Source organism: Kordia jejudonensis, from assembly GCF_001005315.1.
Taxonomy (GTDB): Bacteria; Bacteroidota; Bacteroidia; order Flavobacteriales; family Flavobacteriaceae; genus Kordia; species Kordia jejudonensis.
In genome coordinates this window covers 124,287-140,300 of sequence record NZ_LBMG01000002.1, presented here as the reverse complement: position 1 = coordinate 140,300, position 16,014 = coordinate 124,287, and the positions used below count along the sequence as shown (strand labels likewise).

Annotated in this window: 17 protein-coding genes; 7 read left to right on the top strand and 10 right to left on the bottom strand. The window is 33.2% G+C overall.

Translation table 11 applies throughout. The features are described 5' to 3' along the window. Positions 1-56: 56 nt before the first annotated feature. Positions 57-734 carry a tRNA (adenosine(37)-N6)-threonylcarbamoyltransferase complex dimerization subunit type 1 TsaB gene (gene tsaB, locus AA089_RS01530; RefSeq protein WP_046755139.1) on the top strand — a complete coding sequence of 226 codons (678 nt, stop codon included), beginning with the start codon at positions 57-59 and terminating at the stop codon, positions 732-734. Positions 735-879: 145 nt separating this feature from the next. Here the strand turns inward: tsaB and AA089_RS01525 are convergent, their stop codons facing one another. Further along, entirely contained in the window at positions 880-1,719 is an 840-nt protein-coding gene (locus AA089_RS01525; protein WP_046755138.1) for a mechanosensitive ion channel family protein, read from the bottom strand. A 93-nt stretch (positions 1,720-1,812) separates the two neighbouring features. Then, entirely contained in the window at positions 1,813-2,181 is a 369-nt protein-coding gene (locus AA089_RS01520) for a DUF1304 domain-containing protein (RefSeq protein WP_046755137.1), read from the bottom strand. 218 nt (positions 2,182-2,399) lie between these two features. Between AA089_RS01520 and AA089_RS01515 the strand changes: the two genes are divergently transcribed. Continuing rightward, positions 2,400-3,215, top strand: a complete 816-nt coding sequence (locus tag AA089_RS01515; RefSeq protein WP_046755136.1) for a DUF2515 family protein — start codon at positions 2,400-2,402, stop codon at positions 3,213-3,215. Between the two features lie 172 nt (positions 3,216-3,387). Here the strand turns inward: AA089_RS01515 and AA089_RS01510 are convergent, their stop codons facing one another. Both AA089_RS01510 and AA089_RS01505 read right to left on the bottom strand, forming a co-directional pair. Then, positions 3,388-3,588 carry a dodecin family protein gene (locus tag AA089_RS01510; protein ID WP_046755135.1) on the bottom strand — a complete coding sequence of 67 codons (201 nt, stop codon included), beginning with the start codon at positions 3,586-3,588 and terminating at the stop codon, positions 3,388-3,390. Positions 3,589-3,668: 80 nt separating this feature from the next. Then, positions 3,669-4,574: a NifU family protein gene (locus AA089_RS01505; RefSeq protein ID WP_046755134.1), complete on the bottom strand. Its 906-nt coding sequence runs from the start codon at positions 4,572-4,574 to the stop codon at positions 3,669-3,671. A gap of 435 nt (positions 4,575-5,009) precedes the next feature. Here AA089_RS01505 and AA089_RS01500 point away from each other — a divergent pair, with 435 nt between their 5' ends. Continuing rightward, positions 5,010-6,014, top strand: coding sequence for a PorP/SprF family type IX secretion system membrane protein (locus tag AA089_RS01500; protein ID WP_046755133.1), 1,005 nt, complete (start codon positions 5,010-5,012; stop codon positions 6,012-6,014). 118 nt (positions 6,015-6,132) lie between these two features. Here the strand turns inward: AA089_RS01500 and AA089_RS01495 are convergent, their stop codons facing one another. Together AA089_RS01495 and AA089_RS01490 are read right to left on the bottom strand one after the other, a co-directional pair. Beyond that, positions 6,133-7,314 (bottom strand): VWA domain-containing protein, encoded by a 1,182-nt coding sequence (locus AA089_RS01495; RefSeq protein ID WP_046755132.1) that lies wholly within the window; start codon positions 7,312-7,314, stop codon positions 6,133-6,135. A 73-nt stretch (positions 7,315-7,387) separates the two neighbouring features. Continuing rightward, positions 7,388-8,422, bottom strand: a complete 1,035-nt coding sequence (locus tag AA089_RS01490) for an SIMPL domain-containing protein (protein ID WP_046755131.1) — start codon at positions 8,420-8,422, stop codon at positions 7,388-7,390. Between the two features lie 215 nt (positions 8,423-8,637). Here AA089_RS01490 and AA089_RS01485 point away from each other — a divergent pair, with 215 nt between their 5' ends. From AA089_RS01485 to AA089_RS01475, 3 genes are all read left to right on the top strand, one after another. After that, positions 8,638-10,848 carry a tetratricopeptide repeat-containing sensor histidine kinase gene (locus AA089_RS01485; protein WP_046755130.1) on the top strand — a complete coding sequence of 737 codons (2,211 nt, stop codon included), beginning with the start codon at positions 8,638-8,640 and terminating at the stop codon, positions 10,846-10,848. After that, positions 10,849-11,580, top strand: coding sequence for a LytR/AlgR family response regulator transcription factor (locus AA089_RS01480; RefSeq protein ID WP_046755129.1), 732 nt, complete (start codon positions 10,849-10,851; stop codon positions 11,578-11,580). 848 nt (positions 11,581-12,428) lie between these two features. Beyond that, on the top strand, positions 12,429-12,944 hold the full coding sequence (locus AA089_RS01475) for a gamma carbonic anhydrase family protein (protein WP_046755128.1): 516 nt from the start codon (positions 12,429-12,431) through the stop codon (positions 12,942-12,944). Here AA089_RS01475 and murI read toward each other — a convergent pair. Then, positions 12,941-13,720 carry a glutamate racemase gene (gene murI / locus AA089_RS01470; RefSeq protein ID WP_046755127.1) on the bottom strand — a complete coding sequence of 260 codons (780 nt, stop codon included), beginning with the start codon at positions 13,718-13,720 and terminating at the stop codon, positions 12,941-12,943. The genes AA089_RS01475 and murI overlap by 4 nt on opposite strands. A gap of 167 nt (positions 13,721-13,887) precedes the next feature. Between murI and AA089_RS24465 the strand changes: the two genes are divergently transcribed. Then, positions 13,888-14,121, top strand: a complete 234-nt coding sequence (locus tag AA089_RS24465; protein WP_156168855.1) for a hypothetical protein — start codon at positions 13,888-13,890, stop codon at positions 14,119-14,121. 132 nt (positions 14,122-14,253) lie between these two features. Here AA089_RS24465 and AA089_RS24460 read toward each other — a convergent pair whose 3' ends face one another. From AA089_RS24460 to AA089_RS01460, 3 genes are all read right to left on the bottom strand, one after another. Next, on the bottom strand, positions 14,254-14,481 hold the full coding sequence (locus tag AA089_RS24460) for a hypothetical protein (RefSeq protein WP_156168854.1): 228 nt from the start codon (positions 14,479-14,481) through the stop codon (positions 14,254-14,256). 87 nt (positions 14,482-14,568) lie between these two features. Then, positions 14,569-15,069, bottom strand: a complete 501-nt coding sequence (locus AA089_RS01465) for an OmpH family outer membrane protein (RefSeq protein WP_316936937.1) — start codon at positions 15,067-15,069, stop codon at positions 14,569-14,571. Between the two features lie 53 nt (positions 15,070-15,122). Next, a complete protein-coding gene (locus tag AA089_RS01460) occupies positions 15,123-16,013 on the bottom strand; it encodes an OmpH family outer membrane protein (RefSeq protein WP_046755125.1) in 891 nt (296 codons plus the stop codon). Position 16,014: the final 1 nt, after the last annotated feature.

Below are 16,014 nucleotides of genomic sequence, written 5' to 3'. Positions count from 1 at the left end.
TCCTTTTATAAAGGTTGATGCTTTTTTTACTTTTGCAGAAAATACATTCAACATACATGGCATTACGATTGTACATAGAAACGGCAACCACAAATTGCTCGGTTTGCATAGCAGATGCGGACACAGTTTTATATTTCAAAGAAGAAAATGATAAAAACTATTCGCATTCAGAAAAACTACATGTATTCATCAAAGAAGCGTGTGAAACGGCAAACATAACACCAAATGACTTGCAGGCTATTGTAGTTGGAAAAGGTCCAGGATCGTACACAGGATTGCGAATTGGTGTCTCTACCGCCAAGGGATTGTGTTTTGCGTCAGATGTACCTTTACTTTCCATTGAAACACTTGCCATTTTAGCACAATCAATAACAATTACAGAAGGCGTTATTGTTCCGTTACTAGATGCGCGCCGTATGGAAGTGTATTCGGCAGTATTTGATGCGTCGTATACGCAAATACGAGGAACAGAAGCAGAAATCATTGATGAAAATTCATTCTCAGAATATTTAAACAAAGGAAACGTCTATTTTATTGGAAATGGCGCCGAAAAATGCAAAGGAATCATCACGCATGAAAATGCGGTTTTCTTTGATGAAATCTTTTTTCCTTCCGCAAAACATATGATTCCATTAGGCATACAAAAACACACTGACAAAGCTTTCGAAGATGTTGCGTATTTTGAACCGTATTACCTAAAAGATTTCGTCGTTACAAAGCCGAAGAAAAAGTAACGAAATATATCAAAAAAGAAATATCCTGTTTCTAAGTATTAAGTACTTTAGAAACAGGATATTTATAATTTTGTCTAACAGTCTAACAGTCTAACAGTCTAACAGTCTAACAGTCTAACAGTCTAACAGTCTAACAGTCTAACAATTATTCTTGTTTTTGTATCTCAACCGCGTGTGGATAAGGAATTTCAATTCCAGCAGCATCAAGTGCTTTTTTCGTTTCTTCCATAGTTTCAAAATACACATCCCAATAATTGGCTGTTGCAGTCCATGGACGCACGGCAAAGTTAACAGAGCTATCTGCTAATTCTAACACGTTTACTGTTGGTGCAGGATCTGAAAGAATCTTTGAATTATCTGTTAAAACTTTCATTAACACATCTTTAGTTTGCTTAATATCAGCATCATAAGAAACGCCAAAAACCATATCAACACGTAGTTTTTCTTCCGCAGAATAGTTAAGAATATTTCCATTAGATAAGGCTCCATTAGGAATAATTGCTAGCTTATTTCCAATGGTATTAATATGTGTAGTAAAAATTTGAATTTCCTTCACGGTTCCTTTTTCGCCTTGCGCTTCAATAAAGTCTCCAATTTTAAACGGTTTAAAAATCATAATTAAAACACCACCAGCAAAGTTAGAAAGTGAACCTTGTAAGGCAAGTCCGATAGCCAAACCAGCGGCACCAATAACAGCGGCAAAAGAAGTCGTTTCCACACCTAATTTTGAAGCTACAATAACAAATAATAAAATTTTAAGTGTCCAGCCGAGCAAATTGCCTAAAAACTTCTGTAGCGTTGCATCAATTCCACGTTTTTTCATGATGCGTTTTACCAATCCAACCATTATGTTTATAACAAATAGACCTACGATCAAAATGATCAACGCAGCGACTACTTTTGGGGCATAATCGATCATAACATCTTTAAATTGTGTGATCCAGTCTTTCTCCTCAGTGACTATTTTCGTAACATTATCTTGCATAACTTTTACAGGTTTTTTAAATTTTAGGTAAAAATATATATTTCCATAACTTTTAAATGAAATGTATGTAGGAAAATGATGAGTTTCTTTGAACTACATAAAAAATCGATCAACTAATAAGGCAATCAGTGCTATAAACGCAGGCGTGCCTTGTACAACTAAAATACGATTGTTTTTTGTGGAATATGCACCATACAAAGCAGCAACACAGACGCAAATGATAAAAAATAAACTCACAGAAAGATCGCCAGTATACAATGACCAAAATAATCCTGCGGCTAAAAAACCGTTATACAACCCTTGATTTGCGGCAAGCGTTTTGGTTTCTTCGGCAAATTCTTTTGATTTTAACCCAAATGTTTTCATGCCTTTTGGTTTCGTCCATAAAAACATTTCTATGTATAAAATGTAGACGTGTTCTATCGCGACAAGCGCAATTAAAATAAGTAGTACCGTTTTCATATGTTCAAGTTATGAAAAAACTAGAACTATTCGTTGATTCGTCACTAATAATGAGTGTAATTGTATTTTTTAAAACATACCAAGTCTCCAGTATTTTTTAAATAATTAAAAATTGTTTTCCTAACTTCGTTTGCACAACCAAAAGATATTTTTGATGACAGATGTGGAATAATTTTCTAAATTTTATCATTTTTTCAAACGTTTGTTCTGCATAACATATGGATACAGCTTACCAATTTAATCTTCCACCTGAGGAAAATGGAATACGACGAAATCGTACAATTACAACCTATTATGCACAATTATATCAGCGAAAACCACAATTGTATAAATGGGCAGGAATGGCAGCTTTTGCGTCGTTTCATATTGGAGAAAAATTGCGCATGTGGAACTGGAAAAAGTCAGGAATTAAGTCACTTTCTGCTACGTGTAAAAAGCAAAATAGAACTTTAGAAGATGATTTTCAAGTGATCAGAATTATCAATAATACTATTTTTTTAGAAATTGGTTGGGCACATCTCGCTTTTGCGCAATTAGACTTTGAAACTTTTAAATCAGAATTGCTAATAAGAGGAAAAGATAAAATCATAATTGATGCTTTTGAACAATTGAATAGTTGTAGAGCTGTATTACATAATAAAGAACAAGCAGCTGCAATAAATGAAGAAATTTGGGAAGCCAATATCGCAATTTTATGGCATGAACAATCGAAAGTCGTACAGCCTTTATTTGATAAATTAAGCGATTTATTTTCACGAGCAATGTCTTTTTTTGCAAGTTTCGATTATAAAATCAATCATCATAAAACCACATGGAAAATGTCTTCACGATTCTTTTTCTTTATGATTTTTAACGGTTTACATCTTATAAATAACACGCATTATATTCCCAAAGTAACAAATTTACAGCAACGATGGTTTTGGATTATGAACGATTTGTTGCTCAAATGGAAACGTGTGGAAACTAATAATGAATTGATTGCTGAAGAAATAGAGATATTGGCACAAATTGAGGAACGAAACCTTATAATGTGATTGAAAAATAAAAAAAGAGACTATCTGAAAAGTAACAAAAAGTGTCTTAAAGAATTTGTATTCAGCATTTCATTACACTGACTTTTCAATGATTTTGAGAAGTTGAATCAAGTTCGGTTTGACAAAAATTTAGTTTTTCAGATAATCTCTTAGTACTATGATAGGTGTGTGCTTATTTTACTTCAAACGTAAGTTTAAGGTTTACTCTGTACTCAACTACCGTACCATCTTGCACAATAGCGCTCTGCTCATTTACATATACAGATCGGATATTTTTTACCGACTTCGATGCATTTTTAACTGCTTTTGATGTTGCATCTTCCCAACTTTTCTTTGAATTCGAAAGAACTTCGATTACTTTCAATATTGCCATAATACTGGTCTTTTAAAGGTTATAATAATAATTTAGTTCTTTAAAATTACGGTAATTCTTTCAATAATAAAAGTGAAAGGTTATCCATTAATAGCTACAACTTCGTTTACATGTCCTTTCAATAAGTTTTTGAGCGTATTTTCAATTCCACTTTTCAATGTCATTGTCGACGACGGACAACCGCTACATGCGCCTTGCAATACTACTTTTACAATTTTAGATGTTGGATCATACGAATCAAACATAATATTTCCGCCATCACTTGCTACGGCAGGTTTTATGTATTCATCTAAGATGTTTACAATTTCTTTTGAAATGTCGTCTAAAGCTTCAAAACTTTCTTCTGATAATTCAATTTGTTCTTTCTGTTCAGCAGGAATATCTTTAGAAATGACTTCTTTTCCTTCTTGAATATAGTTTCGAACAAATTCTCGAATTTCCATGACAATTTCATTCCATTCTACCATGTCATACTTCGTGATAGAGATGTAGTTTTTATCGAGAAAAATTTCTTTTACAAACGGGAAATGAAATAAAGCTTGTGCTAAAGGCGCGTATTTTGTTTCGTCAATACTCTTAAATTCAAGCATGCGATCTATAATCTTCTTATTGGCAACAAACTTCATCACTGTTGGATTTGGCGTGCTTTCGGCATAAATTGTTACAGGAACTACGCGTTTTGCAGTTGCAGTTTCACTAATAATTTCTTTTCCTTCGTTAATATACTGCTGAATTTGTTCGGCAACTTCCTCTTGAACATCTTCCCATGTTACAATATTGTAACGTTCTATGGCAATGAAATTTCCAGAAATAAAGATTGTTTTTACAAATGGAAGGTAAAATAATTGTTGCGCTAAAGGCGAATCTTTTGCATCATCAATATTTTTAAACTCGTAACTATTGTGTCTTGTTAAAAATGTACTTGCTTCAAATTTAATGATCGCAGGATTACTTGTTTTTTCAATACTTATAGTGATACCACTCATGGGATAATTTTTTTTACAAAAATAACTATTATCGTTGTATTGTGATGCAATAGTGAAGGAAATTGTATAGGTTTGGACTTTAGTTTATAATAATTTTATTTTTTTGTTAAAATAATTAAGAAATAAATACGTTTTTAATAAATTAACGCCTTAAAATTGCTAGTTAAAAGAAATCATTTTGTTAAAATAGGATTCTTAGTGCTAACATCGAATAATAAATTGAGATAAGAATTACATTCTTATCAAATAATTTATATATTTGACCAAATGTGTAGCATTTTACAATGTAAAAACACCAGTTTAGCGGTAGTATTGCATATAACTAACTGAAACACAATATTTAAAAGGCCTCGTTATCAAATAATAAGTTGCATTGAGTGTTCGATCATTTATAAATAGATGTCGATTACTTTATACACAAAAAGATAAACACTAATGAATTTTAAAAAATACTTAGCTATTGTTGCGATCGCATTCGGAATGCAATGTTCTTTTTCTCAAGATGGAATTCCCGTTTATTCAGATTACCTTTCGGACAATTTGTACTTGATTCATCCTTCAATGGCAGGAGCTTCATCAGCAGCCAAATTGAGGTTAACCGCAAGACAACAATGGTTTGATGTTGAAGATGCACCTTCATTACAAACCTTAAGTTTCAACTCAAGAGTTGGCGACAAAGTTGGTTTTGGAGCTATTATTTATAATGACGCAAACGGTAACTTCTCTCAACAAGGAGCTTATTTAACATTTGCATATCACTTACTATTGTCAAGAAACCGAGTTGACTTGAATCAATTATCTTTTGGATTGAGTACAGGATTTACACAAGGTACATTGGATGAAACTGGTTTTGATATTATCAACAATCCTGATCCAACTATTGGCGGAACGCAAGCAAATGCTACATATTTTAATGTAGACTTTGGAGCTTCTTACTATTTCTTAGACTTTTATGCGCATTTAACAATCAAAAATGCACTGCCAACGAAAAGAGATTTATTTTCTGAGCAGTTTGAATCACAAAATCAACGTCGCTATTTAGCATCTACAGGATATGTTTTTGGTGGATATGATAGCGATTGGCAATATGAACCTTCAATTATGTTTCAATATGCAGATGAAACACAAGAATCTTCTGTAGATTTAAATATGAAAGTATACAAAGATGTTGAGTTTGGTTCAATTTGGGGAGGATTATCATACAGAAGAAGTTTAGACGGAGCTGAATTCGTAAACGGAACACAGGTTGACAATCAAAAACTACAATACATTACGCCTTTTGTTGGTGTAAATTATAAGAAATTTATGTTTGCTTATACATATTCGTATCAAGCAAATTCAATTGTATTATCCAACGGAGGATTCCACCAACTTACCTTAGGATTTGACTTCGGAGACAGCAGAGATCCATACGATTGTAACTGTCCTGCAATTAATTAAGAAATTAGAAAACTTTAGATATCAAAAAAGGCTTGCAATGTTGCAAGCCTTTTTATTTTCTAACCAATCTAACCAATCTAACCAATCTGACATCTAACAGCGCAGCGGTCTAAAGAGCTTACCACACATAATTTTTACGTGCCGCTTGCGTTTTGATAGCTTTGATGATTGCGCTTTCTAAATCACTTTTAGTAGCGTCAGTTTTGCGCAAATTTGAAATGAATGATTTACGTTGCGCATCAAGTTTGCGAATTTCTTGCTGAATCTTTTTTCGATTATCGCGTTGCTTTTTGACATACGTAGCAATTTCTTCTTTTGATTTGCCTTTCAATTCTTGTGGCAATTCAGCTTTTGACAGTTCTTCAATCTTTACTTCGTCATTTTCAACAGCATCAACCAAATCCCAAGATGAATTTTTATACAATCCTGAACTTTTTGAAACCGCACGTTCCACCGCAATTTCTTCATCTACTGAAATTGCATTCGCATCTTGCGCACTTTGACGAAGTGTATTTATAGATCCTTTTTTACCATAGCCAATATAGGTTTTGTTTAGCTTGGTGTTGTATTCCATAATTTTTTTATCATACGGAGTTTTTACATGTACAATACTTTGTGTGTGTGCAATGGTCATATAATCGCCTTTGCCCAATACCGCACCATCTTTCCACATTCCTGAAATTCCTTGCTCATAACTGCCACAAAAAATTGTATTGACAACGACGTCTTTTTCAATTGCATTGGTGATGGCATCTTTATAATTCACACGGCCTTGTGTAAATGGTTCGTTTCCTGCAATAAAAAGTAATTTCAAATCTTTGTCATTGGTTCCCCAATTCAACTGATCAATCGAAGTTTGAATTACATGTCCACAAAATTCATTTCCGCCACGTGTAGTTAATGAAAATAACTTCTCAGATATTTCATCCAAATCGTTGCTAAAGGCTAATACCTGTCGTATATGTCCTTCTGAGGAAGGTAAATTATCATTTCCGTATTCATACAATGCAATTTCCAAATTTGGCTTTTCGTTATCACATTTAGCGTAAGACAGTTCGTTTACAATTTCCCATAATTGCGCCTTTGCCTGATGAATTAAGCCATCCATACTATTGCTCGTATCTAACAACAGTGCAACTTTAATGGTGTTTTTTTTCTTGGCTGTTAAAACGCTTGTTTCAATTACCGTTTTTGTTCCCACAGTTGCATTGTCTGCAAATGCAGTGTCTTGCTTTGAATTTCCTTTGCAAGACATCGTAAAAAGTACTACGCTTGCTAAAATTAGATTTAGTTTTTTCATCTCTTATTCGTTTTTAGTTCTTAATTCAAAATCTGGTTAAAACAATGGCGGTTTTGTTTATTTCTGTAAGTAATTAGTTAGAACTTGTATTTAATGGTTTTACATCAATTTTCCCGTCAGGAGAAATTACATAATATTTGTGCTCCGTTTTGATCTCTGTTTTTGGCTCTTGTTTTTGCTCTTTTGGTTTTGGCGAATACACTAATTTTATTTGCATGCCTACTTGCACAACGGGTTCTAAAATGGAAGGATTAATCACAACGTCATAGTTTTCATATGAAAGTGGTTGGTAGTAATATGAAGTTTGCTTTTTTGCTTTTGTGACACCTTTATTTCTTTTCAAAGCTTCAAACGAAATACTGTTGTAGGCTTGATAATTTCTATAAAAGTCCTTTGGGAAATAACAATATTTATCATCTGCTATAACGGCATTGTAATCTGATAAATCAAAACCAAGTAACTTGTAATATGCCTTTTTCTCTTGAATCAATTGTACTAATTGCGTTTGCAACTTTTCATACACTTGTCTTATATTTTCAATAAAATAATCAACCTTCACTAAATTGTACACTTCATTAGAAGCACAAGCCGCTAATATTTTCTCAAATTGTTGTGTTTTTTTAAATTGAATATGAATGTTTTGTTGCAACTCAAAACCTTTTGGTACTTCGTTATACTTTGTGCTAAACAATTTTTTTGTCACTTCAATTTCATACACAGGCACAAAAGAAATAACGTCGATAGCGATGTCACTTTTTTTAATTCCTATTGCTAACAGTGCTTTTCTAATATTTGAAACGCGCTCATTCATCAATGTACTTGTGGCATCTGCGGAAGGTCCTATTTGTGCCACATTAAAAATTGCCGTGTACGAACTTGCTTTCGCATTTAAAAGCGCGTGCACATCAATAGTAATATTTGCGCTTGGATTTAAAGCTCTTCTCGGATTTCCGTTTTGATGTCCATACCGTTGTGCATTTCCCATCTTAGCGCTCGAAGTGGCTATATTTTGTCTTGAAATTAAAACATTCTGATCGTAATTTCCTAAATGCTGTGCAATTGTAAATTGTGTAACCAAAAAACACAGTATTAAATTTATTTTTTTCATGATGACTTTTAAAAATTTATGCTAAAAGTACCTGCAAACAAAGTTGAAAAAAATGAGTAATGAGCCAACGGGTAATTTCAATGAGTGTAGTTTACCGATTATTGAGAGAAGCATCATAAAATACAGCAAAAAATAGGTAAAATCACTGTTTTTACGAAGCTTGCATTTTAGTATATCATTGAAAGTGCGTAAGTTTATCATTCTTAAACACAAAAATGAAGCATCTTACATACATATTCGTATTTGTATTCCTCTTTTCTTTTCATGAATTTTCAGCACAAAATACATCAAGAGAAAAAAAAGAAAACACAATATTTACCGTAAGAGGAGAAGTTAAGAGTTACGAAAAAAGAACTCCAATTCCTCTTGCTGTGATTCGGATAATTGGTGGAGAAGAAACAAAAACCAATAGTTCTGGTCAATTTACGATACGAACACGTTTGGGCGATCAACTTATTATAGAACATCCAAGTTTTGGTAGAGAATACCATATGATTACCAGTGATGAACGCATTGAAGTTCTTGTGCAAGGTTATGACGAAGTGATAAAGGAAAAAACCTTAAAACGAGAAGGAAGTACAACTTCACATCGTGTTTTACTCGATTCTGCGGTATTGTTTAAGAAAAAGGATATTGATAAAAGTATTCAATATGTGGAGAAATCTTTAGAGAATCTGTACGATAGCTCAGATGACAAGAAACTATCCGATTCATATGCAGTTTTGGGCGATATTTATGTGTATTGGAAACAATATGACTTGGCAATAAGTAATTATCGAATTGCCTTAAATACCTATAGTACTTCAAGTTTGTGGATTGCTATCGGAACCACACAATTATTGAATAAAGAATATGATGAAGCAATCACTTCTTTTCAAACAATCTTGCGAAATAATCTGTCTCGTTATCAACAAACCATTGTATATGAAGGTTTGGGAGATGCCTACAAAGCATTAAAAGAGTATGACAAAGCATTAGAAAATTACAACAAAGGATTGGCGATTGCGCAAGAAGATTTAATCACGCCAAAAATCACAGACTTAAACTCTAAAATTGGCGAAAACTACGCTGCACAAGGAAAAATTCAAACGGCTAAAGGATACTTCTCCAATTCGTTGAGTTTGGCAAAAAAACAAAACGAAGGCAGAGCGATTGTAGAGCAAAATAGAGTAGCCGATTTTTACAATACCACAAATTCATTTGATAAAGAAATTGAATTGCGAAAGCAGAATTTGGAGGATTTAGAAAAGTCAGGAATTGAAGAAGAAACGTTGTCAGGAACGGTCGCAGATTCTACTTTGATTACGTCTCAAAAAATTAATTATAAAATTGGAAACGCCTTTTTATTACAAGAAAAATATGATGAAGCGATTCCGTATTTTGAAAAAAGTATTTCTGAAGCAGGCAAAAAAGAAGATTTAATCATTAAAAAAGATGCCACACGTAAACTATCGGAAAGTTTAGAGAATATAGGCGATTTTGATCAAGCCAAAAAAGTATTTGAAGAGTATGTAGAAGTGGTCAATGAATTGGTGTTGAAAAGAGAACAAGAAATTTCGCAAGCAAGCCGATTTGCCAAACGAATTCAAGACAACCAATTGCGGATACGAAGTTTGGAAGCTGATCGTGAGTTGCGTGAAGCGCGTATAAAAAATAACATCATTCAAAAAGAATTTGCGGAAGAAACAAATCAAAGTCAGAAATACACCATTTACTCACTAATATTTGCCATTTCGTTGCTCGTTTTTACCATTTATCTATTGTATCGAAATAGCAAGCAACAAAAATTGGCAAACAATTTATTAGCGCTAAAATCATTGCGAACGCAGATGAATCCGCATTTTATTTTCAATGCGTTAAACTCTGTAAACAATTATATTGCCATCAATGATGAACGAAATGCAAATCGATATCTTTCTGAATTTTCTACCTTAATGCGTGCCGTTTTGGAGAATTCTGATGAAGATTTTATACCACTTTCCAAAGAATTAGAATTGTTGGAGTTGTACCTGCGTTTAGAACACATGCGTTTTCAGGATAAGTTTGAATATACAATTGTTGTAGATGAAAACGTGAAGGTTTCAGACTTTCAAATTCCGCCAATGCTATTACAACCTTATATTGAAAATGCTATTTGGCACGGATTGCGTTACAAAGAAGAAAAAGGAATGCTTAACATTTCTATCTTCAAAAAAGACGATGGAATGCTTCAAATTACCATTGAAGACGATGGAATAGGACGGAAGCGCTCTATGGAATTGAAAACGAAAAATCAACTCCGTCAAAAGTCAAAAGGAATGGGGAACATTAAAAAACGGATTGCCATTTTAAATGACATGTACAAAGATAAAGTAGATGTGACGATTGCTGATTTATCGGCAGACGGACAAGGAACAAAAGTAATATTAACACTCAAAAAAGACTAAATGCAACTGCAAACAATAATTGTTGAAGACGAAGAAATTAGTAGAGAAATCCTTAAAAAATATGTTGGCAAATATTGTCCAAATATTCAAATTGTAGGCGAAGCATCAAATATTGAAGATGCATTGGTGCTCATTCGAAATCACGAGTTAGATTTGGTTTTTTTAGATGTAGAAATGCCTTTCGGAAATGCTTTTGATTTGTTGGAAAAAGTAGGCGATCGTTCGTTTGAAACTATTTTTGTTACGGCGTACGATCATTATGCGATTGAAGCGCTAAACAGTCATGCTTCGTATTACTTATTAAAGCCAATTTCGATTGACGAACTTATCAAAGCGGTAGATCATGTCATGGCAATAAAAACCAAAGAAGATAGTTTGTCAGATACCGTTCTTTCTCCCAAGATTGATACGATCAATGGAAAAATTACCATTCCACAACAAGATGGTTTTGAAGTGTTGAATGTGGCTGATATTATGTATTGCAAAGCAGATGACAATTACACAGAAATATACATTAACAACTCCAGAATTGTAGTAAGTAAAACGCTAAAGTATTTTGAAGAAGCATTGAGTCAATATCCTTTTGCTCGGATTCATAAATCATACTTGGTCAATGTAAATGCAGTTGTAAAATATAAAAAAGGAAAAGGCGGAAGTGTAGTATTAAGCAATGGAAAAGAAGTTATGGTTTCTGCCACGAAAAAGGCAAATTTATTGTCGTATTTTAAATAGTGTATGAATTGTAAATGTTAAATTTTATATGTTGAATGAAAAAATATGAGTTTCAACTCAACTCAACTCAACTCAACTCCTCAACTCAACGAATAAACAAAGATCAAAGATCAAAGAACAAAGAATAACGAATAACGAATTTTGAAATTATAAATGTTGAATGCTGAATTATAAATGTAAAAAAGCTACTTTTTAAGACCCAAGACCCAAGACCCAAGACCCAAGACCCAAGACCCAAGACCCAAGACCCAAGACCCAAGACCCAAGACCCAAGAACATCATTCGTGAATTCGTGACAAAAAATATTAAATTTTAAATGTAAAAGTATTAGTTTCAACTAAACAACTAAACAACTAAACAACTAAACAACTAAACAACTAAACAACTAAACAACTAAACAACTAAACAACTAAACAACTAAACAACTAAACAACTAAACAACTAAACAACTAAACAACTAAACAACTAAACAACTAAACAACTAAACAACTAAACAACTAAACAACTAAACAACTAAACAACTAAACAACTAAACAACTAAACAACTAAACAACTAAACAACTAAACAACTAAACAACTAAACAACTAAACAACTAAACAACTAAACAACTAAACAACTAAACAACTAAACAACTAAACAACTAAACAACTAAACAACTAAACAACTAAACAACTAAACAACTAAACAACTAAACAACTAAACAACTAAACAACTAAACAACTAAACAACTAAACAACTAAACAACTAAACAACTAAACAACTAAACAACTAAACAACTAAACAACTAAACAACTAAACAACTAAACAACTAAACAACTAAACAACTAAACAACTAAACCCAAACCCCATGATTATAAAACCTGTCAACGGAAAACATCCACAAATTGGAAACGATTGTTTTATTGCTGAAAATGCTACAATTTTCGGAGAAGTAACTATGGGAAATCAATGTAGTATTTGGTTCAATGCAGTCCTACGCGGCGATGTTCATTTTATAAAAATGGGCAATAAGGTCAATGTGCAAGATGGTGCTGTCATTCATGCAACGTATCAAAAATCGCCCACAACGATTGGGAATAATGTTTCTATTGGCCATAATGCTATTGTTCACGGTTGTACAATTCATGACAATGTACTGATCGGAATGGGAAGTATTGTAATGGACGATTGCGTGATAGAAAGTAACAGTATTATTGCAGCTGGAGCAGTAGTGACTAAAAATACGCATGTAGCTTCTGGTAGCATTTATGCTGGAGTTCCTGCAAAGAAGGTAAAAGATATTAGTGACGAATTAATTTCTGGCGAGATCAATCGGATTGCAGACAATTATGTCCATTATTCAAGTTGGTTTAAAGAAGATTAAAAATCGAGTTTTAGTACAGGATATTTGTTCTGAAGAATATCATTCAAAATATCTGGATTTCCATTGCTGTAAAAAGTACAATTTCCGTTTTCTTGAGAAGCATTTCGTAAGTTATGTCTATCCAAAACAGCTTTTGTTTGTCGCGCTACAGCGATGCCTGAATCTATAATTTTTACATGCTTAGGAAGTACTGTTTTTAACGTAGGAATTAAATACGGATAGTGACTGCATCCTAAAACTAAATAGTCAATTTTTGCGTCTAGCATAGGTTGCAGATATTCTTTTAATAGATTTTCCATTTCTGGAGATGCTATTTGCCCGTTTTCAATCAGTGGCACTAATCCTTCCCCGACTTGCTCTATCACATTAATGCCGTTTGTGTACAAATCAGACGTTCTGTGAAACAATTCGCTTGATAGTGTGCCTTTTGTTGCTAAAATACCAATCGCGTTGGATTTCGTTTGTAAAGCGGCAGGTTTAATGGCCGGTTCAATTCCTATAAAAGGAACATCATACGTATTTCTAAGTTGTTTTATAGCATTTGTCGTTGCGGTATTGCAGGCCACTACGATAAGTTTACAGTTGTTGGCTAATAATAACTCAGTATTTTTTATACTTAATTCTGTAATTCTCTTTTTTCCTTTTGGTCCGTATGGTGCATGTACACTATCTGCTAAATAAATAGTGTTTTCATTGGGAAGCAACTTGTGAATTTCTTTCCAAATAGAAGTGCCGCCAATGCCAGAATCGAATATGCCAATAGGAGAATTACTCATAGTTGTAAAAATAGGGAAAAGAAAAAAAAGAATACGAATAAATATAGGAATGTGTCTGTTTTAGTAGGAGAAGATTTATGTATGGTAAAAATCGTACAAAATGTAGGATATAAACAGTATAGTTCTCAATTATATTTGAAATACTATTAACATTTAACATATGTATTATGAAAAAAAAGAAATTGACTGGTAAACTGCTTTTAGGGAAAACAAATGTATCCAACTTAGGCGACATCAAAGGTGGTTACATTACCTTTTATTGTCCTACTAGAAATTGTGGAACGAATAACTGCGGAACCTATAATTGTGGCACTGCCGCTTGTGGTACCAATAATTGTTTGACAAATAATCATCCACTAAGTGATCCGTTACATTGCCGCACATGTCATGGTGGATGTTAGTCATTAAAATGATATGAGGGAAAACTAAAAATGCTGTCTGAAAATTTTCAAGCAGCATTTTTTAGTTATCTAAATGTTTCCAATAAAAAAGCCGCTCAATAGGCGGCTTTTCCATTTACTTTATTCTCTGTTTTATTCAGTTAGAACAGGACAGTCACAAGTAACCCATGTTGGGCATGTAACTTGCGTGTCACATACTGATGTTGGGCAGAAGTCACAAGAAGTGAATTGACTACAATATGTAGTAGGACAAAACATGTTTGTACTTTCTCCTCCTCTTTCTCCACCAGTAACAGTATTACTTAAATTAGAGATTGACTCTTTTTTTAATCCTAAATTTTTTAAACTTTTTTTCTTCATAATATATATTTTAATGTTAGTTCTAAAATAACATATTTTTACAAGAAATAGTATAAATTATTATGAATTTTTTTGAGTTTTTTGCAATTAAATGCCTAATTCTTTTTTAACCTCTGCCATCAAGTCTTTTCCATCTGCAAGAAGTAATCCTGAACCAGCAGTTGCATCTAAAACGTAAGCATAACCAAGACTTTTGGCAACTTTTTGAATTGCAGCCAAAGCTCTTTCTTGAATAGGCTTTGTAAGATCAATATACTTTTGCTGTGTTGTTTTGTCAGCAGCAGCTCTTGCTTCTTGTATACGTGCTTCTAGTTCAGCCAATTCTTGCTTTCTACTAGCATTTTCAGCATCAGTTTTTGTAGGCGCTTCGTTTGTATATTGAGTTAATTTGTTTCTGTACTCTGTAATTGACGCTTCAATATCTGCTCCTAATGATTGTTGTAACTTGTCGAATTCTGTCTTAGCAGCTTTCATTTCTGGCATTGCACTAATTAATTTTTGCGTATCAATATGGGCAACTTTAGTTTGTGCATTTGTAAAACTTACTACTCCAAAAAATAAGACTGCAATAGCTATTAGCTTTTTCATTTGTTTCATGATTTCAATTATTTACTTTAAGTGTTATTTATATTTAATTTTTGTTATTTTCCATTTCCTGCGCCGCCGCTGCCTTCATTTTCATTTTCTTCTTTCTGCTGCTCGCGTTCTTCTTCTTTCTTCTTTTTTTCTTCAGCGCGTTTTTTTCGTTTTTCTTCAGCTGCTTTTTTCTTTGCTTCACGATCAGCGATTAATTTTTTACGCTTTTCTTCGTATGCTTTTTTCTTCGCTTCACGATCTTCCAAACGTTTTTGCTTTCGCTCATCGAGTAGTTTTTGACGTTCCGCTTTCTTATCGGCAACTGCTTGCTTTTTTGCTTCTACTTCAGGATCTACTTCTTTCTCCGTATCATCAAACTTCGTTTTTTCACTTTGCTTTTTGAGTTTGGCTGCTCTTCCTTCTCGTTTTACATCTCTATTAATCGTTCTTAATACAAGATCGCTAATATCAAATTTCTTTGAAGAATAGAGCATTACAACATCTGCTGACTTGTCAAATACAAAATCATATCTTCTTTTCTTAGCAATGTCTTGAACCGCGTTTAATACTTGGTCTTGAATTGGTTTTACCAAATTCTGACGTTGAATCATTAAGCTACCATTAGGACCAAAACGATCTTGTTGGTATTTTTCTAATTCTTCTGCTAATAGTTGAATTTCTTCTTCACGCTCATCTACCAATTCTTTTGTGAGTAATACACGCTCGGCGCTGAGATTTTTTTTCATTTGATCAATCTCACCTTGCTTTTTTTGCATTTCAGCTTTCCAGCGTTGCGCTTTTGCTTCAAGCTGTGTATTTGCTTCTTTATACGCAGTTACATTTTCTAAAATGTACTCCATATCGATGTAGCCAACTCTTGCACCATTTACACGTTTTTGTGCTTGTGATGATAGTGCAAAAAGCATTGTTAATAATAAAAGAACTTTAGTTTTCATA